This is a genomic window from Streptomyces sp. NBC_00086 (genome assembly GCF_026343255.1).
GTDB lineage: Bacteria > Actinomycetota > Actinomycetes > Streptomycetales > Streptomycetaceae > Streptomyces.
The window spans coordinates 471,408-492,629 of record NZ_JAPELZ010000001.1; the positions used below are offsets into that span (position 1 = coordinate 471,408).

Genomic DNA, 21,222 nt, shown 5'->3' on the forward strand with positions numbered 1-21,222 from the left:
GCCCGGGATCCGGCCCGCGGGGCCGTGCGATGACGCACGGCCCCGTTCGGCCGTCGGGGGCCAACCCGGGCGGACCCGCGTGTGCCTGCCGCCCCGGCGGCCCGTACCCCCCAAGAATCGCCTCGGTCAGGACGTACGGACGCGTCCGAACGGCACCGAGGGGTACGACCGATGGACAGAGCAGGACTTCCGCCTCGCAGGTTCGTGCTGACGGGCGGCCTCACGGCCGCCGCGGCCCTGCTCACCGGGTGCTCGGCGAAGAGCTCCCCGAAGCGGACGACGGCCGCGCCGGAGCCTCGGCCCAGCACCCCCGAGGGCGCGTACAGCCGCCTGCTGGAGGGCAACAAGCGCTGGGTGAGCGGCAGTCTCAACCACCCCGACCGGGATCCGGACCGCCGCGAGCTGGTGGCGCAGGCGCAGGATCCGTACGGCGTGATCCTGGCGTGCATCGACTCCCGGGTGCCGCCGGAGCTGCTCTTCGACACCGGGCTCGGCGACCTGTTCGTGCTGCGCACGGGCGGGCAGGCGGTCGGCCCGGTGGTGACCGGGTCGGTGGAGTTCGGGCCGATGACGGCGGGCACCCCGCTGATCCTGGTCCTCGGGCACCAGCGCTGCGGGGCCATCGACGCTTCGTACAAGGCCTTGCGGGACGGCAAGCCGCTGCCCGGCAACCTGCGGGCGATCGAGAAGGCGCTGGTGCCGGCGTACGAGCTGACGGTCAAGGATCCCGGCTCCGACCCGGTCGACACGATGATCCGCAATCAGATCAAGGTGACGGCGGACGAGCTGCGGGCCAACGCGGATCTGGCACCCCTGGTGGAGAAGGGCTCGCTGGCCGTGGTCGGCGCCTACTACTCGCTGGACACCGGTCAGGTGGAGGTGCTGACGGGGGCGCCGACGGGCGGCGCTTCCGCCAGCCCGTCGGCCAGTACGTCGGCCAGTACGTCGGCCAGTACGTCGGCCAGCGCGTCGGCCAGCGCGTCAGCCAGTGCCTCCGGGAGCGTCTCGCCGAGCCCGTCGGAGTCGGCATCGTCCTCGGCGTCCGCCTCCGCGTCCGTCTCCGCGTCCGTCTCCGCGTCCCCGTCGGAGTCCGATTTCGGCAGTCCGTCGCCCGACGCCTCCTGAGGGCGGGACTGCGGTCAGCCGACGGCCCCCGCTACGGCGTCGACCTCCGCCAGGAGTTCGGCGTCGAGCGGCCGGTCGGCGACGGCCGCGTTGGCCCGTACCTGCTCGGCGGAGGTGGCGCCCGCGATGACGGAGGCGCAGCCGGGCTGGGCGGAGAGCCAGCCGATGGCGAGTTCCAGCACGGTGCGCCCGTGCTTGTCGGCGAGCGCCGCCAGGGCTTCCACGATGTCGAGGCGCTCGTCGGTGAGGTAGGCGTCGCGGCCTTCGAGGCGGGAGCCCGCGGGGACGGGGGCGCCGCGGCGGATCTTTCCGGTCAAGAGCCCATTGGCCAGCGGAAAGTAGGGAAGGACCCCGACTCCGTAGTGCAGGGCGGCCGGGACGAGCTCGCGCTCCGCCGACCGCTGGAGCAGCGACCATTCGTTCTGGGCCGATACGAAGGGTGCCGCGCCGGTTTCGCGGGCCACGTGGGCGGCTTCGGCGAGCTGCCAGCCGCTGAAGTTGGAGTGGCCGATGTAGCGGATCTTGCCCTCGGTGACGAGTTCGGTGAGCGCGGCGAGGGTCTCGGCCACGGGAACGGCCGGGTCGGGGCTGTGGAGTTGGTAGAGGTCGATGTGGTCGGTCTGCAGGCGGGTCAGGGACGCTTCGACGGCGCGCCGGATGTAGGCGCGGCCGGCGCGGGAGCCGGCGGCGGGTCCGTAGCCCATGTCCACGCCGTCGTAGCCGAACTTGGTGGCGAGGACGACCTGGTCCCGGCGGCCCTTGAGGGCCTCGCCGAGGTGGGTTTCGGAGCCCCCGGCGCCCCCGTAGATGTCTGCGGTGTCGAGCAGGGTGATGCCCGCGTCGAGAGCGGCGTCGACGACGGTGCGGGTGGCCCGGGCGTCGAGGCGGCCGCCGAAGTTGTTGCAGCCCAGCCCGATCGCCGAGACCTGAAGACCTGAACTGCCCAGGGGGAGATGGCGCATGTCTTTTCGTTCCTCCGCACTCGTCCGGCACATGGTCGACAGGACGGCAGTGTAGATCGCCACCGGTCTCCCCGACCGGGCGGGACGGGACGGGCCCGCGGCACGGGCGGGACGGGTGGGATGGGTGGGGCGGCTGGGACGGGTGGCCCCTGTGCTCGTCGCGTCGCTGACCGGCTGACCGGCTGACCCGATTCGATCGAATCGATCGTTTCGGCTTTCTGTGGTGGAATCGAGCGGCGCGCGCACCACGCGGACGCACCACGGACCACGGACGACGCAGACCGCAGGGGGATCCTTGAGACCACATGTCGACCAGCGCCAGGCCCAGGTGCTCTCCCTCGTCCGGGCCCGGGGCAGTGCCCGCGTCGCGGACCTCGCCAGGGAACTGGGCATCTCCCCCGTCACCCTGCGGCGGGACGTCGAGGCGATGGCGGCGCGGGGCGAGATCCGGCGGATGCACGGGGTGATCAGCCGGCTGGAGTCCGACTCGGTGGGCGCGGAGACCGGCTCCACGGGCGCGCAGGCGGTCTCCGACGCGGCCACGGCCGCGGCCGCCGCCACGGGCCGGGGCGGCGCCGGGCTGGTGATCGGGATGGTCGTGCCGACCACCGAGTACTACTTCGCCGACGTCGTGCGGGGGGCCCGCGAGGTGGTCGAGGCACGGGGCGCGCGGCTCGCCGTGGGGCTGACGCGGTATCTGGCGGGCGAGGACCGCACGCAGGCGGACCGGTTGCTGTCCACGGGGGCCGACGGCCTGCTGCTGACCCCGAACTGGGCGGCCGGGGCGGCCGGACCCGGCGAAGGGGCGTGGACGGCCGAACTGCCCGTGCCCACCGTCCTGGTGGAGCGGTGGGCCCCGCCGGGGCATCCCGCGGCTTCCCTGGACCGGGTGACCTCCGACCACGCGGACGGCGCGGCGCGGGCCGTGCGGCACCTGGCGGAACTGGGTCACAAGCGGATCGCCCTGGCCAGCCGGGAGACCCCGACGTCGGGGCGGCTGCGGACCGGCTACGCGGCGGCCGTGGCCACGCTCGGTCTGGAGCCGGCTCCGGCGTGGCCCGCGGCCGGAGCGGCGCCGCTCGCGGAGGCGGAGGCGTTCGCGCGGACCCTGGACTACTTGTGCGCGGCGGTGGCGGAGGGGGGGGTGACCGCCGCCCTGATCCACAGCGACACGGACGCGATCATGCTGATCCCGCGGCTCCAGGCGCGGGGGGTGCGGGTGCCGGAGGACCTGGCGGTGATCACGTACGACGACGAGGTGGCCGAGCTGGCCGACGTACCGCTGTCGGCGGTGGCGCCGGCCAAGCGCGAGGTGGGGGCGCGGGCGGCCGGAATGCTGCTGGACCGGCTGGAGGACCGCGGGGCGGGGCGGGAGGGGCCGCGGCAGCATCTCGACCTGCTTCCCCGGCTGACCGTCCGGCCGTAGTCCCGGGAGGATGCGGGGCCCGAGCGCTCGCCCCTCCTGCGCGTTTCGATCGAAATGCGGATTCGGTCTTGACGACATGATCGTCCGCACAAAAGGATGAGGCTCGCAACCAGCCCCGGGGCCGCCTCTTTGGGGAGCGGCGGCCCCGGGTCCCATCCGCCCACGCGGGGACCGGGTCGCTCCCGCCCGTGTACCGTTCCCGCCCGCGTACCGTTCCCGCCCCCGTGTCGTTCCCGGCGCCGCGGCCGGGGTTTGTGACCATCGGGACTTCGGATCTCACCGCAGGAGCCGTCAAGTGACCCACCCCGCCTCCGACTCCGTCCCCTCCCCCCTCGCCGCGCCCCGCAGGCCGGTCACCGTGCTCGCCATGAGCCCGGGAACCCGGGCCGCCGTCCTCGGAGAACGGATCCTTCCGGAGCTGGTCCGGGTCGCCGATGTGGACCCCGGACTGCTCGTCACCGACTTCGGCGCCGCCTCCTGCGAGGAGGCCGTGCGGCAGCGGCTGGCCGTGGCCGAGGTCCTGTTCACCGGGTGGGGCTGTCCTGTGCTGGACGCACGGGCGCTGGAGCTGATGCCGGAGCTCCGGGCGGTCGTGCACGCGGCCGGCAGCGTCAAACACCATGTGACCGAGGCTTGTTGGGATCGGGGGCTGCTGGTGTCGAGTTCCGCCGCCGTGAACGCCCTGCCGGTCGCCGAGTACACGCTCGCCGCCATCCTGTTCGCCAACAAGCGGGTACTGGACTCCGCGCACGCCTACCGGGCCGCCCGCGGCCACGTCGACCCGCTGCGGCACTATCCCGCCGTCGGCAACTACCGCCGCACCGTCGGGCTGATCGGCGCCTCCCTCATCGGCCGGCGCGTCCTGGAACTGCTGCGCCCCTTCGACCTGCGGGTGCTCGTGCACGATCCGTACGCCGATCCGGCCGAGCTCGCCGCCCTCGGCGCCGAGGCCGTCGCCCTGGACGAACTGCTCTCCCGCAGCGACGTGGTGAGCCTGCACGCTCCCGAACTGCCGGAGACCCGACGGCTGCTGGACGCGCCCCGGCTGGCCCTCATGCCGGACGGGGCCACCCTCGTCAACACCGCGCGCGGCTCGCTCGTCGACACCGCGGCGCTGACCGGGGAACTGGTCTCGGGGCGGCTGCACGCCGTGCTCGACCACACCGAGCCGGAGGTGCTGCCCGCGAGCTCCCCGCTGTACGACCTGCCCAATGTGCTGCTCACCCCGCACGTGGCCGGTTCCCTGGGCGGGGAGCTGGACAGGCTGGCGGCTTCGGCCGTCGGGGAACTGGAGCGCTACGCCTCGGGCCTCGGCTTCCGCCACGCCGTCGACCGGGACCGGCTCGGCTACTCGGCCTGACGGTCCGTCGCGCGGACCAGCCGCTCCAAGTACTCCCGGCCCGGCCCGAGCCGCTCGGGCAGTTCGCCGGCGCCGGGATACCAGCGCTTCTCGTACTCCCAGCAGAGCCAGCCCCCCGGCGGCAGGAGGGCCACCGCCTCGGCGAGGGGCAGCGCTCCCCCGCCGAGCCCGAGCGGGGTCAGCTCGTGCGCGGACGCCACGTCCTTGACCTGCGTGTACCCCAGGTGCCCGGCGAGGGTCCGGCTCGACTCGGCCGGCGACTCGCCGCCGAGCCAGGTGTGCAGTACGTCCCACAGCGCGCCCGCGCCCGGATGCGCGACCCGGTCGAGGACCCGGGCCGTGCTGGTCGCGGTGCGGTGCGAGTCGTGGGTCTCCAGCAGGATCCGGACCCCGTGCCGCTCGGCGAAGGGCGCGGCGGCCCGGAGCCTGCGGACCGCGTGCCCGTCGGCTTCGGCCGGGGGCAGGTCACCGCCGCCGGGGAAGACCCGTACGTAGGGGGCTTCGAGGTCGGCGGCGAGCCGGACCAGGGCGTGGATCTCGGCGAGGACCGGCTCGTCGGGACCGGGCGCGGCCACCCGGGCGTAGCCGGCGACTCCGAGGACGGTGACGCCGGCGGAGGTCAGCGTGCGCAGGCCGGCCGCACGGTCGCCGGCGGGGCTGTCGGGGTGCAGGGGTTCCTCGGGGTGGGCCCGCAGTTCGAGGCCCTCGTAGCCGTGCGTGGCGGCGAGGTCCGCATTGCGCTCCAGAGGGGTGCCGGGCAGGCCGAGGGTGGAGAAGGCGTACTTCACGGACGGCCCCCTCCGATGGCCGCGGGCGGTCCGGCGGCGGGCGGTCCGGCGGCGGGCGGCGGCGCGGTGGAGGCGCGCACCATCAGCTCGGCGGGCAGCGTGGTGATGCCGCCGGGGGGCAGTGCTCTGCGGCCCGTGACGAGCTGGGCCGCGAGCACCCCGGCCTCCCGCAGCGGCACCCGGACGGTGGTGAGGGCGGGGGCGGTGTCGACGCAGACGGGCAGGTCGTCGAAGCCGGCGACGGAGACGTCCTCGGGTATCCGCAGGCCGGCCTCGCGCAGGGCCGCGGCGACCCCGGTGGCGACGGTGTCGTTGGCGGCGGCCACGGCCGTGAAGGGCGCTCCGCGGCGGAGCAGTTCACGGGTGGCGTCGTATCCGGCGGAGCGCTCGAACCCGGCGTGCACGGTGAGGCTTGCGCAGTGCGCCGGCAGTGCGGGGTCGTGGTCGCGCAGGGCGTCCTGGTGTCCGGCGAGGCGCTCCCGGGTGGTGCTCAGTCCGGGCGGGCCGGCCACGTAGGCGATGTGCCGGTGGCCGAGCGCCAGCAGGTGCTCGGTGAGCCGGAAGGCGCCGCCCCGGTCGTCGAACATGACGGTGGCGACGGGGAGTCCGGCGGGCATGGGCAGCGGGGGCCGCCCGCACAGCACCACCGGGGCGCCGGTGGCCGCGATGCGGGCGAGGCGGGCTGCGAGCGCCCGGGTGTGCTCCGGCTCCTCCACGGCGCCGCCGGTCAGGACGACCCCTCCGGCCCGCTGGCCCTCCAGGAGGGCGAGGTAGTCCAGCTCGGCGGCGGGGGCCCCCTCGGTGTTGCAGACGACGGCGAGCCGCCGTGCGCCGCCCTGGCCGCCGGGGCCCAGGGCGCTCTGCAGGGATCCGGCGAGGATCCCGAAGAAGCTGTCCGCGACATCGTGCACGAGGACTCCGATGAGATCCGAGGTCGCCGCGGCGAGGGCCCTCGCGGGGCCGTTCGCGATGTAGCCGAGGTCCTCGATCGCCCGCTCCACGCGGGTCCTGGTGCCGCCCGCCACCGGGTATCCACCGTTCAGTACGCGCGAGACCGTGGCGGGCGATACGCCCGCGTGCGCCGCCACTTCGGCGAGTGTGACCGCCATCATCCCCTCCTTCCGATCCGTCCCGGGCCATCGTCTCACCCGGCGCGTGGATCTCCATACTCGCCGATGAAGAAAGCGCTTTCTATCACCCGTAAGAGTCTTGCACCGCGACCGTGCGCGGCCCTAGCCTGATCGAAGAGAAAGCGCTTTCTATGCAGCCTTCTCCGTCACGAGACACAAAGAACACGCAACAAGACGAAGGAGGGGGACACCGTGCAGCGCAAGACGATCAAGATCGCCATGAACGGCGTCACCGGGCGGATGGGATACCGCCAGCACCTGGTCCGCTCCCTGCTCGCACTGCGCGAGCAGGGCGGGCTCGACCTCGGCGACGGCACGGTGCTGTGGCCGGAGCCGGTGCTGGTCGGGCGCCGCGAGGAGGCCCTGCGGGCCATCGCGGAGCGGCACGGCCTGGAGCACGTGAGCACGGACCTGTCGGCGGTGCTGGCCGATCCCGAGGTGGAGATCTACTTCGACGCCCAGGTCACCAGCGCCCGCGAGGCGGCCGTACGGCAGGCCGTGGCGGCCGGCAAGCACGTGTACTGCGAGAAGCCCACCGCCCTCACCTTCGAGTCCTCGCTGGAGATCGCGCGCCTGGCCGACGCGGCCGGAGTCAAGCACGGGGTGGTGCAGGACAAGCTGTTCCTGCCGGGCCTGCTGAAGCTCAAGCGGCTCATCGACGGCGGCTTCTTCGGCGAGATCCTGTCCGTCCGCGGGGAGTTCGGATACTGGGTCTTCGAGGGCGACTGGCAGTCCGCCCAGCGCCCCTCGTGGAACTACCGCTCCGAGGACGGCGGCGGCATCGTCGCCGACATGTTCCCGCACTGGGAGTACCTGCTGCACGAGCTGTTCGGCCGGGTCCGCACGGTGCAGGCGCTGACGCGCACCCACATCGGCCGCCGCTGGGACGAGGACGGCAAGCCGTACGAGGCCACCGCGGACGACGCGGCGTACGGGATCTTCGAGCTGGAGGGGGGCGCCGTCGCCCAGATCAACTCCTCCTGGGCGGTCCGGGTCAACCGCGACGAGCTCGTCGAGTTCCAGGTGGACGGGACGCACGGCTCGGCGGTCGCCGGGCTGCGCGGCTGCCGGATCCAGCACCGCGCGACGACGCCGAAGCCGGTGTGGAACCCGGACCTGCCCCTGACCGAGACGTTCCGCGACCAATGGCAGGAGGTCCCGGACAACAACCCCGCCGACAACGGCTTCAAGGCCCAGTGGGAGCTGTTCCTGCGCCATGTCGTGCGGGACGAACCCTGGCAGTGGGACCTGCTGGCCGGGGCCCGCGGGGTACAGCTCGCCGACCTCGGGCTGCGCTCCTCCGCGGAGGGACGGCGGCTGGTGGTCCCGGAGGTGGCGCTGTGAGCATCCGGCTCCCCTCGGCGGACGGCGCGCTGCGCCTGCACGCGCCGGTCACCGCTCCACTGGCGCCGCTCACCTGCGGCCCGGCCCACAGCCGCACCTTCTACTCGGCCGCGCACGTGGTGGCCGACCCCCTTTCCGCCTCGGCCGAATCCGGCCCGGTGATCGACTGGGAAAGCACGCTGGCCTTCCGGCACACCTTGTGGGCGCAGGGCCTCGGAGTCGCCGAGGCCATGGACACGGCGCAGCGCGGGATGGGCCTGGACTGGCCGGCGGCGGCGGAGCTGATCCGCCGTTCGACCGCCGAGGCCCGGTCGGTGGGCGGCCGGATCGTCTGCGGCGCGGGCACCGACCAGCTGGCCGCGGACACCACGCATTCCCTGGCCGCGGTCACCGCGGCGTACGAGGAGCAGCTGGCGCTGGTCGAGGAGTGCGGGGCGACGGCCGTACTGATGGCCTCCCGGGCTCTGGCCTCGGCGGCGCGCGGCCCGGAGGACTTCTCCGAGGTGTACGGGAGGCTGCTGCGGCAGAGCTCGCGGCCGGTGGTCCTGCACTGGCTGGGGCCGATGTTCGACCCCGCGCTGGAGGGGTACTGGGGTCACGCGGACCTGGACGAGGCCACGGACGTCTTCCTGAAGATCATTTCCGAGTATCCGGAGAAGGTCGACGGCATCAAGGTCTCGCTGCTCGACGCGGCGCGCGAGGTGGACATCCGGCGGCGGCTGCCGGCGGGTGTGCGCTGCTACACGGGCGACGACTACCACTATCCGGAGCTGATCGCCGGCGACGGCGAGCTGGCCAGCGACGCCCTTCTGGGCATCTTCGATCCGATCGCCCCGATCGCGGCGCGGGCGGCCCTCGCCCTCGACCAGGGCGACACGGCCGGGTTCCGGGAGCTGCTGGATCCGACGGTGCCCCTGTCGCGGCACCTGTTCGCGCCGCCCACCCGCTACTACAAGACCGGGGTCGTGCTGCTGGCATGGCTCGCGGGACACCAGGAGCACTTCGCGATGGTGGGCGGACTGCACTCGGCCCGCTCGCTCCCCCATCTGGCCACCGCCTACGAACTGGCCGACGATCTCGGCCTGTTCCCCGACCCGGAGCTCGCCGAGGACCGGATGCGCCGGCTGCTCGCGCTGCACGGGGTGGCGTCATGAGCCCGGCAACGACGCCGTCGCCGGCCCGGTTCAGCCTGAACCAGGAGACGATCCGCCAGTGGTCGCTCCCCGAGCTGGTGGCCGGGTGTACCGCCGCCGGGGTCGGAGCGGTCGGGCTGTGGCGCGATCCCGTGCAGCGGTTCGGGGTCCGGGAGGCCGCGAAGCTGGTCGCGGACGCCGGACTGCGGGTCAGCTCGCTGTGCCGGGGCGGCTTCTTCACCGCCGCCGATCCGGTGGGGCGCGCGAGCGCCCTCGAGGACAACCGCCGCGCCGTGGAGGAGGCCGCCGAACTGGGCGCCGACGCCCTGGTCCTGGTCTCGGGAGGCCTGCCGGACGGGGACCGGGACCTGGCGGGAGCCCGGCGGCGGATCGTCGACATCCTCGGCGACCTGGTCCCGTACGCCGCCGGGCACGGGGTGCGCCTGGGGATCGAGCCGCTGCACCCGATGTACGCGGCGGACCGCTGTGTCGTCTCCACCCTCGGTCAGGCCCTGGACATCGCCGAGGAGTTCCCGGCGTCGCGGGTGGGGGTGGTCGTGGACTCCTACCACCTGTGGTGGGACGAGCGGCTGCCTTCCGAGGTGCGTCGGGCCGGTGAGGCCGGGCGGATCGTGTCCGTCCAGGTCGCCGACTGGGTGACGCCGCTCCCTGAGGGCGTGCTGTTGGGCCGGGGACAGCTGGGCGACGGCTCGATCGATCTGCGGGCCTTCCGGGAGCTGACCGACTCCGCGGGGTATTCGGGGCCGGTCGAGGTGGAGATCTTCCATCCCGGGCTGTGGGCCCGCGACGGCGAAGAAGTGCTGCGGGAGGTGATCGACCGCTACCGCGAGCACGTCGCATGAGGTGAAGGGGGGTGCGTGAACCGAAAACCACGGGGGCCACAGCTTTAAAAGCGATGCAGCTTTTCAGGCGATGCAGCGTTTCAGTCAAAGGAGACTGTGATGACAGATGTGTGGAGCCGCCGTGCCTTCCTCACGGCGGTCGGTGGCAGCGTGGTGCTGCTCGGCACCCCCGTCCTCCCGGCGACCGCCGGGACGGTGACCGCTGTGCACGCCGCCATGCGCGCGGTGTGGCAGGGCCTCGTCCTGGGGACCGTGTCCTCCCCCACGGCCGAGCCCTTCCGCACCCGGCTGACCGCGCTGGGCACGCAAGCCGGCCAGTGGCGCTCCTCGATGGCCCCGGCCACCGGCTCGCTCTGGCCCGACCAGGTCTTCACCTCCGACCCCGAGTGGATGGCGCAGAGCTACTACCGGCTGCGGAGCATGGCCGAGGCCTATGTCAGACCGGGGACGGGGCTCACCGGCGACGCCGCGCTGCGCACGGCCGTACTGACCGGGCTGGACCACCTCCACGCCCAGGTCTACAACGCCGGCCAGGCGCGGTACGGAAACTGGTGGTGCTGGCAGATCGGCGCCCCCCAGGCGCTGCTCGACACCGTCGTCCTGATGTACGGCCACTTGTCGGCGGCGCAGCTCGCCGGATACTGCGCCGCCGTGGACCACTTCGTCCCCGATTCGACGGTGGGCTCGTACTCCGGGACCAGCACCGGGGCGAACCGGGTGGACCTGTGCCGGGTGCTCGCGCTGCGCGGTGTGGTGGGCGGTGACGACGCGAAGATCGCCCTGGCCCGGGACGCGCTCACGCCGGTGTTCCCGTACGTCACCTCCGGCGACGGGCTCTACCGCGACGGCTCCTTCATCCAGCACACCTACGTCGCGTACACGGGCTCGTACGGCTCGGTCATGCTCGGCGGACTGGGCATGTTGTTCGGCCTGTTGAAGGGGACGGCGTGGGAGGTCACCGATCCCGGCGCGCAGATCGTCTTCGACGCGGTGGAGCACGCGTGGGCGCCGTTCCTCTACAACGGGCTGATGATGGACGCGGTTTCGGGGCGGGCCCCCAGCCGGGGGGTCCAGGTCGCCGATCCCCTCCAGGCACAGCTGGACGACCACACCCGCGGGCACTCCGTCCTCGCCGCGATCCTGCTCCTCGCCGAGGGCGCGTCCGCCGGCGAACGGACGCGCTGGCGCGGTCTGGTCAAGGGCTGGACGGCGCGGGACTACTACAGCCCCCCGTTGTCGGACGCCACCCAGAGCCTGTCGTCCCTGGCCCGGCTCTCCGAAGTCTCGTCGGACGCCGCGGTCACGGCCTTGCCCGAGCCGGTGGCGCACCGGCTGTTCCCCTCGATGGACCGGGCCACGCACCGCAGACCGGCCTGGGCGGCCTCCCTGTCCATGGCCTCGAAGCGGATCACGCACTACGAGACGGGCAACGGCGAGAACCTGCGCGGCTGGCACACGGGCAGTGGCATGCTCTCCTGGTGGGGCTCCACCTCCGGGAACGGCCAGTACTCGGACGCGTTCTGGCCCACGGTCAATCCGTACCGGCTGCCCGGGACCACCGCCTCCCGCAAGGCGCTGGCCGACGGAGCGGGAGGCGACTGGGGCGCGTCCCGGCCGGACGTCACCTGGGTGGGCGGCACGACCGACGGGGAGTTCGCCTCGGTGGGCCAGCACCTGAAGGGGCTGGGCAGCACCCTCACGGCCCGCAAGTCCTGGTTCTTCCTCGATGACACGGTGGTCTGCCTGGGCGCCGGGATCAGCTCCACCGACGGCGCCGCGGTCGACACGGTCATCGACAACCGGAACCTGGGCGCGACCGGCGCCCACGCCCTGACCGTGAGCGGCACGGTCCAGCCGGCCACGCTGGGCTGGACGGCCTCCTTCCCCGGGCCCGGCTGGGCGCACCTGGCGGGCTTCGGCGGCTATGTGATGTCCGGTTCGGGCACGTTCCGGGCACTGCGGGAGGCCCGTACCGGCCGGTGGAGCGATATCAACCGGAGCGCTTCCACCGCGGTCCTCACCCGGCGCTACCTCACCCTCTGGTACGACCACGGAACGAACCCGGCCGCGGGGAGCTACGTCTACCAGCTGATGCCGGGCGCCTCGGCGGCCCAGACCTCGGCCCGGTCCGCCGCCACCGGTTGGCTCACGGTGCTCTCCAACAACCCGACCGCCCAGGGGGTGACGGTGGGCTCGCTCGGCTTCACCGGGGTGAACTTCTGGCAGCCCGCGACGATCGGCGCCCTGCAGGCGAGCGCGCCGTGTTCGGTCACGGTGCGGGAGCCCGGCGACGGCACGGCCGTGGTCTGCGTCTCGGACCCGACCCGCACCCTGTCGGCACTGACCCTCGTGTGGAACCGGCCCGTCACCCAGGTGCTGTCCCAGCCGGCGAGCCTGGCCTCGGCGAGCACCGGGAGCACCCTCCGGCTCGGCTTCGGCAGCCTCACGGCCCTGGAGGGGGCGAGCCAGGTGGTGAAGGTGAAGCTGGGGTGACCTCCGGACGCTCTCCTGATCGATCTCCGGACCCCCCGCGGGGCGATCGAAGCGGAGCCCACAGGGTGACATAGCGTGACCCGCATGGATCAGGAGCACATATCCGGGGACGGCGAAGGCGCGGGCAGGCGGCGGTTCCTCGCCCTGGCGACGGGGGCGGCTGCCACCGCCGCCGGGCTGGGAGCCGTGGCCGGCTGCGCGAACGGGGACGCCGGGGAGGCGGACGGGGCGGGGCCCGGCGAGAGCCGGGATCCGTCCCGTCCCCCGGAGAAGCAGGAGGGGCCGCGCGGCTTCGACGTCCGGGCCGAGAACGCCCGCCCGGGGAACGCCGACTGGCAGGTCGCCAAGGCCGGCCCGGCCCGCGCCATCGAGGGCTTCACCGACCGGGTCAGCGTGCTGCCCGGCGAGTCCTTCGGCCTGCACGTCTCCACCACCGCGCCCCGGTTCACCGTCTCCGCCTACCGCATGGGCTGGTACGGCGGCGCCCGGGCCCGCCTGGTCTGGCGCTCCGAGGCCCTTCCCGGGGTGCGCCAGCCCGACCACACGGTGGACACCGCGACCCGTACGGTGCGCACCCGGTGGGCCCGTAGCACCACCGTCGAGACCAAGGACTGGCCCGAGGGCTGCTATCTGCTGCGCCTCGACGCGCAGGGCGGGGAGGGCCAGCGGTTCGTCCCCGTCACCGTGCGGTCCGCCGCCACGACCGGACGTACCGTCGTGGTCAACGCGGTGGCGACCTGGCAGGCGTACAACCGCTGGGGCGGATACGGCAGTTACGACGGCCCCAGCGGCGGATACGCCTCGCGCTCGCTCGCCGTGACCTTCGACCGGCCCTACGAGTACGACGACGGCGCGGGCCTCTTCCTGGTGTACGAGGCTCCGCTGCTCGCGCTCGCCGAGCGGCTCGGCATCCCCCTGGCGTACACGACCACCACCGACCTGGCCCGCGAGAAGCGGCTGCTGGAGGGTGCTTCGGCGGTCCTCTCCCTCGGCCACGACGAGTACTGGTCGCCCGAGCAGCGCGCGCACGTCACGGCGGCCCGGGACGCGGGCACCAACATCGCGATCCTGGGCGCGAACTGCTGCTACCGCCGGATCCGGCTGGAGGCCTCCGAGCTCGGGCCGGACCGTACGGTGGTCTGCTACAAGTCCTCCTACGAGCAGGATCCCGGCTTCAAGCGCGGCCACCCGGCCACCGTCGACTTCCGGTCGCCGCCCGCCGCCGACCCGGAGAGCACGCTGCTCGGCGTGATCTACGACGGCTACCCGGTGGACGCCCCGTACGTGGTGACGCACCCGGGCCACTGGCTCTTCGAGGGCACCGGCGCGAAGGCCGGCGACAGCTTCCCGCACCTGGTCGGCGTGGAGTACGACAAGGTCAACACCGGTTTCACCACCCCGCGCCCGATCGAGATCCTGGCGCACTCCCCCGTGGTCTGCGAGGGCCGCCCCAGCCACCAGGACACGGCGTATTACACGACGCCGAGCGGCGCCGCCGTCTTCGCGACGGGGACGATGCGCTGGGTGGAGGCCCTCGACGCGAAGGGCGACGGCCGCAGCGGAGCCAACCACGGCCTGGACGCCCGCTCGGGCGCCCTGACCACCCGGGTGACGGAGAACCTGCTCCGCGCCTTCGCGGCCGGCCCGGCGGGACGGACGCATCCGGCGCAGGACAACGTCAGGGCGGTGTACGGGGGCTAGGGCCCGGTGTACGGGGGGCCGGGCCCCGCCGTACGGGGGCCGGGCCCCACCCACATCGCACTGGACTCCACCCGAAGGGGCTGTTTATGATCATGTCGCGGCATCGCGTGTCGGTCACCGGCTGGGTGAGGCATGGAGGTGCCGGGACGTGCCTTTCGGAGGCATCCACTCATGACGGTTCAGCTCAACCACACGATCATCCACTCCCGTGACCACCGGGAGTCGGCGGAGTTCCTGGCGTACTTCCTCGGCCTGGAGGTCGGAGCCCCCTGGGGCCCCTTCATCCCCATCGAGATCGCCAATGGCGTCACCCTGGACTTCGCGACCATCCCCGCCGAGTCCATCACCGCGCAGCACTACGCGTTCCTCGTCTCCGAGGCCGAGTTCGACGAGGCCTTCGAGAAGATCAAGCGGGCGAGGATCACCTACTTCGCCGATCCGCACGGGCAGCGCCCCGGCGAGATCAACCACAACGACGGCGGCCGGGGCGTCTACTTCGAGGACCCCTCGGGCCACGGCATGGAACTGATCACCGTCCCGTACGGCGGCTTCAAGGAGTAGGACCGGCCCGGCGGCGGGGACTCGCACGCCCCGCCGCCGGATCCCGTGCACACCGCGGTGGCGTTCAGTCGAGCATGCGCCGCATGACCCACAGCGGCAGCGCCGGATTCCGGGCCGCCGCTCCCGCCGTCCGCTCGTCGCCGAGGAGCGCGACCAGCGCGGGCACCGGCAGCCGCGGATGCTCCACGGCTTCCCGGCGGACCGACGGGGACGGGTCCCCGAGCAGCCGCTGCGCCGACTCCCCGGACAGCCGGGGGTCGGTCGCCGCCCGGGCCCGGACCTCCTCGTCCTCGTCCCGGCTGAAGCGTTCCACCAGCTCCGCCGTGGAGTCCGGGTCGTCCAGCGCGAGCTGCCGCAGCCGCCGGTGGGGGTCCTCGGCGTAGCGGAGCAGGTTCCGGCCGGGGAAGTTCGGGTGGCCGTAGGGGCGGTTCGGCGTGGACAAGCTGCCGGTCCACCAGGTGAAGACCTCCAGCAGCATGTCCGCCGGGGCGTCGTCGCACCGCTCCGCGAGGAACAGCCGCACGGTCCGGTCCTCGTCCCGGGCCAGCCGCTCCACGACATCGGCCGGCAGCCGCCGGGCCATCGCCACGCTGCCGCGCAGCACGGGATGCACGGATCCGGCGATCCGCCGCATCGCCCCGGGATCACCGTGCAGGTCCATCACCCACCGTGCGGGGCGGCGCATCGCGTCCAGTTCCAGGCCCGGCAGGAAGCCGGCCCGTTCGTCCTCCGTCAGCTCGGGCCGCAGCGATACGGCGAGGCGTACGGAGCGATCCGGATCGGCGGCGAGTACGGCGACCTGGCCGGGCTCCAGGTACGGGTTCTCCGCGAGGAACCTCCGCCAGGTGGGGTCCGGGCTCCCGCTCAGGCGCTGTACGAGGTCCCGGTCCAGCCGTCTGGTCTCGACGAGGTCGAACGTCACCCTCGCCCTGTCGAAGAGCTCGCAGGTGACCGGGGCCTCCTCGTGCCGGGCCAGCGCGACCGCCGTCCGCACCACCTCGGCGGGATCCTCGGCCAGGCGGGCCCGGATCGCCTCGTCGAAATCCGCCCAGCCCGCCTCGGCCGCCGCCGCGCGCACGGTGGCCGCCGGATCGGCGGCCAGGGCCCGGAGCAGCCGGTGCGGCATGCGGGGCAGGCTCGCGGCGTCCGCCCGGGCCTCGTCGGAGCGGGCCGCCGCCAGCGCTTCGTACACGTCCTCGGTGAGCAGGCCCCCGGCGGCGTCCGCCAGGTACGCCAGCCCGTACCGGCGCCGGTCGTCCGGCTCGCCCCGCACGAGCCGGGACCACTGTTCGGTGGTGAGGGTGACGCAGGTCCGGGTGCCGGTCCTGAGGAACCGCAGCGTGACGCCCCGGTGCTCGGCGAGGCTGCCGCGCACGCGCCGGTCCGGGTGCGCGATCGCGGCCTCCACCACCGCCTGCGGCAGGTCCGCGCGGTACAGCAGCTGGTCGCTGATGCCGAGGAGCCCCACCAGGATCTCGTCGGGCGCGGCCCGGTTCATGCTCAGGCCCTCCCGTCGGTCCTGGCGCAGCCGCCGGCTCACCGCCTCCCCGAACTCCAGGTCTTCCCAACCCGCCGTCACGTCCGTCTCAGTACCCCGTTCGGTCCCCATCCTCCGGAAGGTAGACGATGTTGACCGCGCCCGTCGTCGGGTGGGTGCCGACGCGGGTGCGGACCCCGTAGACCTCGGCCAGCAACGGCTCCGTCAGCACCTCGGCCGGGGTGCCCGAGGCGGCCACGCGGCCGCCCGCCAGGACGTACAGGCGGTCGCAGTACATCGCCGCCAGGTTGAGGTCGTGCAGGACCAGCAGGGCGGTGGCGGGCAGGGCGCGGACCAGGCCGAGGATCTCCAGCTGGTAGCGGATGTCCAGGTGGTTGGTCGGTTCGTCCAGGGCGAGCAGGCCGGGGTCCTGGACGAGGGCGCGGGCCACCAGGGCGCGCTGGCGCTCGCCGCCCGAGAGCCCGTCGAAGCGGCGGCCCGCGAGGGTGCCCGCGCCGACGGTGTCCAGGGCCCGCGCGACGCGGCGCACGTCGTCCGGTCCGTCCTGCTCCCAGAACCGTTTGTGCGGGCTGCGCCCCATGGCCGCCACCTCGCGCACGGTCAGCCCGAAGGTGCCCGCCGCGTCCTGGGGCACCACCGCCACCCGCCGGGCGCGGTCCTTGACGCCCAGCGAGGCCGCGTCCACGCCGTCCAGCAGGACGCGCCCGCCGGTCGGGCGCAGGGTGCCGTAGACGCAGCGCAGCAGTGTCGTCTTGCCGCTGCCGTTGGGGCCGACGACTCCGACCGTCTCGCCGGGGCGGGCGGTGAGGTCGATCCCGTGCAGCAGCGGCTGCCCGTCGATCTCGTAACGCACGGCCTCGACGGCGAGTTCCGTTGCCCCGGCCGTCATCCCACGATCCCTTCGGTACGGGTGGACCTGCGCAGCATCCACAGGAAGAACGGCCCGCCGACGAGCGCCGTGACCACGCCGACCGGAATCTCTTCCGGTGCGGCGGCGGTACGGGCGATCAGATCGGCCAGGGTCAGGAACACCGCCCCGCCCAGGGCGGCCACGGGCAGCAGCGCCCGGTGTCCGGCGCCGACGACCATCCGGGCGGCGTGCGGCACCATCAGCCCCACGAAGCCGATCGCCCCGCTGTAGGCCACCAGTACGCCGATGACGAGCGAGGTGAGGACGAACACGGCGGCCCGGAACCGGCTCGTGTCCAGCCCGAGCGTCCGGGCGCCCTCCTCCCCCGCGAGCAGCAGGTCGAGCGGCCGGGCGAGGGCGACGAGCAGTGCGGTGCCCAGGAGCAGGGCGCCGGCGGGCAGGGCGAGTTCGCCCCAGCGTGCACCGCCGAGCCCGCCGAGGGTCCAGAACAGCACGCTGCGGATCTGGTCGGGGTGGGCTGCCAGCACCAGGATCAGGCTGGTCAGGGCGGACAGCACGTACTGGACGGCGACTCCGGCGAGGATCAGCCGGCCGGTGGTCATGGCGCCGCCGCGCCGGGCCATCGCGTAGACGGCGACGAGCGCGCCCATCGACCCGGCGAACGCGGCGAGCGGTACGGCGGCGCCGCCCGCGAAGCCGAGGAACCCGGCGCCGAAGACGATGACCAGCACGGCTCCGGCCGAGGCCCCGGAGGAGGCTCCGAGCAGGAACGGGTCGGCGAGCGGATTGCGCACGAGGGCTTGGAGCACGGTTCCCGCGACGGCGAGTCCCGCGCCGACGACGGCCCCGAGCAGGACGCGCGGCATCCGGACGTCCCACACGATCGCTCCGAAGGCGCCCGCTCCCCCGCCGGGCCCCGGCCCTGCGAGCACGATGTCGAGCACCTGACCCGGAGGGATCCGTACCGGTCCCAGGGCCAGCCCCGCCAGGGCCGACGCTGCCAGCGCGACGGCGAGCAGGGCCAGTACGACCGGCGTACGGGTGAGCGCGCCGGCGGCCCGCAGCCTCACGCGGCGTCGGGGTGGAGCTGGCCGCCCAGCGACTCGACGGCGTCGGCGATGCGGACTCCGAGCACGGCGGAGGACAGCGGCAGCACGACGAACCGCCGGTTCTTGATCGCGGGTACCTGGGCCAGCGCCGGGTCGTTCAGCAGGCGCTGCTTCTTGGCTTCGACGGTGGTGCCGCCGTAGTCGTAGATGAGGACGACCTCGGGCTTCCGCTCGATGACCTTCTCCCACGACACGTCGCCGAAGGTGTCGTCGAGGTCGGCGAACACGTTGGTCCCGCCCGCCAGCGCGACGATCTCGTTGCCGATGCCCTTGCCGCCCGAGGTGAAGGCGGAGGCCTCGCCCGAGTCGTAGACGAAGACGGCGGGCTTGGCCCGGTCCTTCACGCGTGCGCTGACGGCTTCGATGCGGCGCCGTTCGTCCGCGAGGAGCCGCTCGCCGCGCTCGGGAACGCCGAAGGTCCGCGCCACCTCGGTGATTTCGGTCCTGAGCTGGTCGAGGCCGACCTTGCCCTCGGTGCAGTACTCCACGCTGAGGCGGGAGTTGATGCCGGACTTCGCCAGTCCCTCGCGGTCGCGGCCCTGCGCCTTGTCGAAGGCGCTGGAGTAACCCCCGTACACGAAGTCGGGGTTGGCGCCGAGGAGGATCTCCTTGGAGGGGTACTCCTTCGCCAGGACCTTGATCTTGTCGTACGCGGGCCGGTAGGCGGGCAGTACGGCATCGTCCAGGTAGGCCGTGCCGACCGTCTTCCCCTCCAGCCCGAGGGCCAGGAGGATCTCGGTGGCGTGCTGGTTCATGGCGACCGCACGCTGCGGCGGGGCCTGATAGGTGCTGGTGACACCGCAGTTGGTGACCGTGTACGGGAAGCCGGGCGCGGCTCCCACCGCCGCCTTCGCGTCCTGCGCGGCGGGCGATCCCCCACACGCGGCCAGCGGAATCAGGAGGGGGACGGGCAGGAGCGCGCGCAGCAGCGCACGGGGGTACGAAGACATGGTGAAGCCTCTCCGGGGGATCCGCGTCCCCTGGTCGAACCGAAAGAGGCGGTGCGTCAGTGTCTGACTCCCGGGTCCCCGCGCGGGGGTGTCCGGTCACAGTGGCGGGACCGCACCGGATTCGCACCGGTTTCCTGTCCTGCACCGCCTGGATAACGCGGCCCAGTCTGCCAGAAGGGCGGGGCGTCAGCGCCTCGGGTGCCCCGCGCCGGCCGCCCGCGCCGCTCCCGCCGGCCGGGAGGCGAGGGTCCGCAGCGCTTCGTCGGAGGGTGATCCCGGCTCGGCCGTGTAGAGGTAGAGGGTCTGGTCGGGGTCGTCCGGGAAGGTGAGGGACTCGTACTCCAGGGCCAGTTCACCGACGGCGGGGTGCCGGAAGCGCTTGGTGCCATGAGTGTGTTCGAGCACGTCGTGCCCGGCCCACCAGCGGCGGAAGTCCGCGTCCAGCGCGGCCAGTTCATCGACGAGGGGGCTCAGCGCGGGATCGTACGGGTGCCGGCCGGCGTAGAAGCGCAGCGCGGCGACGGCTCCGCGCGCGGCGCTCTCCCAGTCGGCGAAGAGCGCGCGGGCGGCGGGGTCGAGGAAGAGGAACCGGGCGAGGTTGCGGCCGCGTTGGCCCGGTGTGCCCGACCCCACTGTGACGCCCGACTCCACCGCGTCCAGCTCCACCGTGTCCAGCTCCGCGGCGCCCGACTTCACAGCGTCCGCCCCCACCGCGCCCCCCTCGGGCCCGTCCCCCTCCGGCCCGTCCCCCTCCAGCCCGTCCCCCTCGGGCGCCCCGAAGTCGGCGTAGAGGACCTCCGCGAGCCGGTTCGCGGCCAGGACGTCGAGCCGGCGCCCCATGATCATCGCCGGGGTGCCGTCGTCCAGGGCGTCCAGCACCCGGTAGAGGCCCGCCCGGACCCGCTGCGGTCCGTCGGTTCCCGCGGGGCCCGGGCCGCCGCCCGCCGAGTCGGCGGCGCGCCCCGGGGACCGCTGCGGCCGGGCCAGGTCGAAGAGGTGGGACCGCTCGGTGGCGTCGAGCCGCAGCGCACGGGCCACGGCGTCGAGGACCTCGGCGGATACGTGCAGGGTGCGGCCCTGCTCCAGCCGGGTGTAGTAGTCCACGCTGACCCCCGCGAGCTGCGCGACCTCCTCGCGCCGCAGCCCGGGCACGCGCCGCCTTCCCGGATGAGCGGCGACGCCCACCGCCTCGGGGCCGATCCGGGCTCGGCGGGAACGCAGGAAGTCCCGCAGGTCGGACCGGGGCTCGCGCCCGGCGGTGGCAGTCATTACCCCAGGCTAGGCCGTCCCGTTCGGATCGTGCCGGTCCGCGCCGCCCGGCAGCGCGCCGGGGTGCGGCACCGGACGGCGCGGACCCGACCGGCACGATCCGAACGGGACGGCCGAGGCCGGGCCGTGTCACAGCCCGGTGACAGCGGCCCCACAGGTGCCGGACCCGGGCGATCATGACCCGATGCGCAGACACCATGTGATCATCGCCCTCACCGGCGCCGGACTCCTCGCCCTCACCGGGTGCGGCAGCGACTCCGACGCTCCGGCCCCCGGCAAGACCTCCGCCCCGGCTTCGACCGTGCCGAGCACCGGTCCGAGCGGCAAGCCCAGCGCCGATCCGAGCGCGGCCCGCCCCGACACCGGCCTCCCGCCGAGCCCCGCACCCGCGCAGCGCGCCGCCTACCTGGCCGCGCTCGACGCGATCGACCCCGAGATCGTCAACGGCAAGGACGACAAGGCCGTCTCGCGCGGTCTCGACCAGTGCCAGTCCATCAAGGGCGAGAAGGACCCGGCCAAGCGACTGGCCGGCGCGAACCAGCGCTTCATCGGCCCGAACCACCCCGACGGCTTCGGTCCCGTCAAGTCCGCCCTGATCGTCGCGGCCGTTCAGGCCAACCTCTGCCCGACCTACTGAGC

Annotated in this window: 18 protein-coding genes and 1 riboswitch; of the genes, 10 read left to right on the plus strand and 8 right to left on the minus strand. The window is 73.7% G+C overall.

What is annotated here, in order from left to right; genetic code table 11:
* The first annotated feature begins 171 nt into the window (after positions 1–171).
* Positions 172–1,125 (plus strand): carbonic anhydrase, encoded by a 954-nt coding sequence (locus OG276_RS02055; RefSeq protein ID WP_266902080.1) that lies wholly within the window; start codon positions 172–174, stop codon positions 1,123–1,125.
* Between the two features lie 14 nt (positions 1,126–1,139).
* Here OG276_RS02055 and OG276_RS02060 read toward each other — a convergent pair whose 3' ends face one another.
* Positions 1,140–2,087 (minus strand): aldo/keto reductase, encoded by a 948-nt coding sequence (locus tag OG276_RS02060; RefSeq protein ID WP_266902082.1) that lies wholly within the window; start codon positions 2,085–2,087, stop codon positions 1,140–1,142.
* Between the two features lie 295 nt (positions 2,088–2,382).
* Between OG276_RS02060 and OG276_RS02065 the strand changes: the two genes are divergently transcribed.
* Both OG276_RS02065 and OG276_RS02070 read left to right on the plus strand, forming a co-directional pair.
* Positions 2,383–3,513: a substrate-binding domain-containing protein gene (locus OG276_RS02065; protein ID WP_266902084.1), complete on the plus strand. Its 1,131-nt coding sequence runs from the start codon at positions 2,383–2,385 to the stop codon at positions 3,511–3,513.
* A 367-nt stretch (positions 3,514–3,880) separates the two neighbouring features.
* A complete protein-coding gene (locus OG276_RS02070) occupies positions 3,881–4,873 on the plus strand; it encodes a hydroxyacid dehydrogenase (protein WP_266912469.1) in 993 nt (330 codons plus the stop codon).
* Here OG276_RS02070 and OG276_RS02075 read toward each other — a convergent pair.
* Positions 4,861–5,661, minus strand: coding sequence for a sugar phosphate isomerase/epimerase (locus OG276_RS02075; RefSeq protein ID WP_266902086.1), 801 nt, complete (start codon positions 5,659–5,661; stop codon positions 4,861–4,863). The two genes, OG276_RS02070 and OG276_RS02075, sit on opposite strands and share 13 nt — an antisense overlap.
* On the minus strand, positions 5,658–6,770 hold the full coding sequence (locus OG276_RS02080; protein ID WP_266902088.1) for a LacI family DNA-binding transcriptional regulator: 1,113 nt from the start codon (positions 6,768–6,770) through the stop codon (positions 5,658–5,660). Before OG276_RS02080 ends, OG276_RS02075 begins: the two co-directional genes overlap by 4 nt.
* A gap of 213 nt (positions 6,771–6,983) precedes the next feature.
* On the opposite strand from OG276_RS02080, the gene OG276_RS02085 reads away from it, so the two are divergent.
* From OG276_RS02085 to OG276_RS02110, 6 genes are all read left to right on the plus strand, one after another.
* Positions 6,984–8,135, plus strand: coding sequence for a Gfo/Idh/MocA family protein (locus tag OG276_RS02085; RefSeq protein ID WP_266902090.1), 1,152 nt, complete (start codon positions 6,984–6,986; stop codon positions 8,133–8,135).
* Entirely contained in the window at positions 8,132–9,289 is a 1,158-nt protein-coding gene (locus OG276_RS02090) for a dihydrodipicolinate synthase family protein (protein ID WP_266902092.1), read from the plus strand. The genes OG276_RS02085 and OG276_RS02090 overlap by 4 nt, the downstream gene beginning before the upstream one ends.
* Positions 9,286–10,131 (plus strand): sugar phosphate isomerase/epimerase, encoded by an 846-nt coding sequence (locus tag OG276_RS02095; RefSeq protein ID WP_266902094.1) that lies wholly within the window; start codon positions 9,286–9,288, stop codon positions 10,129–10,131. Before OG276_RS02090 ends, OG276_RS02095 begins: the two co-directional genes overlap by 4 nt.
* A 99-nt stretch (positions 10,132–10,230) precedes the next feature.
* Positions 10,231–12,624, plus strand: a complete 2,394-nt coding sequence (locus OG276_RS02100; RefSeq protein ID WP_266902096.1) for a polysaccharide lyase 8 family protein — start codon at positions 10,231–10,233, stop codon at positions 12,622–12,624.
* Between the two features lie 84 nt (positions 12,625–12,708).
* A complete protein-coding gene (locus tag OG276_RS02105; RefSeq protein ID WP_266902098.1) occupies positions 12,709–14,325 on the plus strand; it encodes a N,N-dimethylformamidase beta subunit family domain-containing protein in 1,617 nt (538 codons plus the stop codon).
* Positions 14,326–14,496: 171 nt separating this feature from the next.
* Positions 14,497–14,886 (plus strand): VOC family protein, encoded by a 390-nt coding sequence (locus OG276_RS02110; RefSeq protein ID WP_266902100.1) that lies wholly within the window; start codon positions 14,497–14,499, stop codon positions 14,884–14,886.
* Positions 14,887–14,950: 64 nt separating this feature from the next.
* On the opposite strand, the gene OG276_RS02115 is transcribed toward OG276_RS02110, so the two are convergent.
* The 5 genes from OG276_RS02115 to OG276_RS02135 all read right to left on the minus strand — a co-directional run bounded on the left by OG276_RS02115 (position 14,951) and on the right by OG276_RS02135 (position 20,583).
* On the minus strand, positions 14,951–16,495 hold the full coding sequence (locus tag OG276_RS02115; protein ID WP_266902102.1) for a PE-PGRS family protein: 1,545 nt from the start codon (positions 16,493–16,495) through the stop codon (positions 14,951–14,953).
* Positions 16,473–17,273: an ABC transporter ATP-binding protein gene (locus OG276_RS02120; RefSeq protein WP_266902104.1), complete on the minus strand. Its 801-nt coding sequence runs from the start codon at positions 17,271–17,273 to the stop codon at positions 16,473–16,475. Before OG276_RS02120 ends, OG276_RS02115 begins: the two co-directional genes overlap by 23 nt.
* The gene (locus tag OG276_RS02125) at positions 17,270–18,325 is read right to left on the minus strand and encodes an iron ABC transporter permease (RefSeq protein ID WP_266902106.1); all 1,056 of its coding nucleotides are present in this window, start codon (positions 18,323–18,325) and stop codon (positions 17,270–17,272) included. The genes OG276_RS02120 and OG276_RS02125 overlap by 4 nt, the downstream gene beginning before the upstream one ends.
* Positions 18,322–19,314 (minus strand): ABC transporter substrate-binding protein, encoded by a 993-nt coding sequence (locus OG276_RS02130; protein ID WP_266902108.1) that lies wholly within the window; start codon positions 19,312–19,314, stop codon positions 18,322–18,324. The genes OG276_RS02125 and OG276_RS02130 overlap by 4 nt, the downstream gene beginning before the upstream one ends.
* A gap of 37 nt (positions 19,315–19,351) precedes the next feature.
* Positions 19,352–19,489, minus strand: a riboswitch (cobalamin riboswitch).
* 11 nt (positions 19,490–19,500) lie between these two features.
* Positions 19,501–20,583 (minus strand): helix-turn-helix domain-containing protein, encoded by a 1,083-nt coding sequence (locus tag OG276_RS02135; RefSeq protein WP_266902110.1) that lies wholly within the window; start codon positions 20,581–20,583, stop codon positions 19,501–19,503.
* 184 nt (positions 20,584–20,767) lie between these two features.
* On the opposite strand from OG276_RS02135, the gene OG276_RS02140 reads away from it, so the two are divergent.
* A complete protein-coding gene (locus OG276_RS02140) occupies positions 20,768–21,220 on the plus strand; it encodes a hypothetical protein (RefSeq protein ID WP_266902112.1) in 453 nt (150 codons plus the stop codon).
* Positions 21,221–21,222 lie beyond the last annotated feature (2 nt).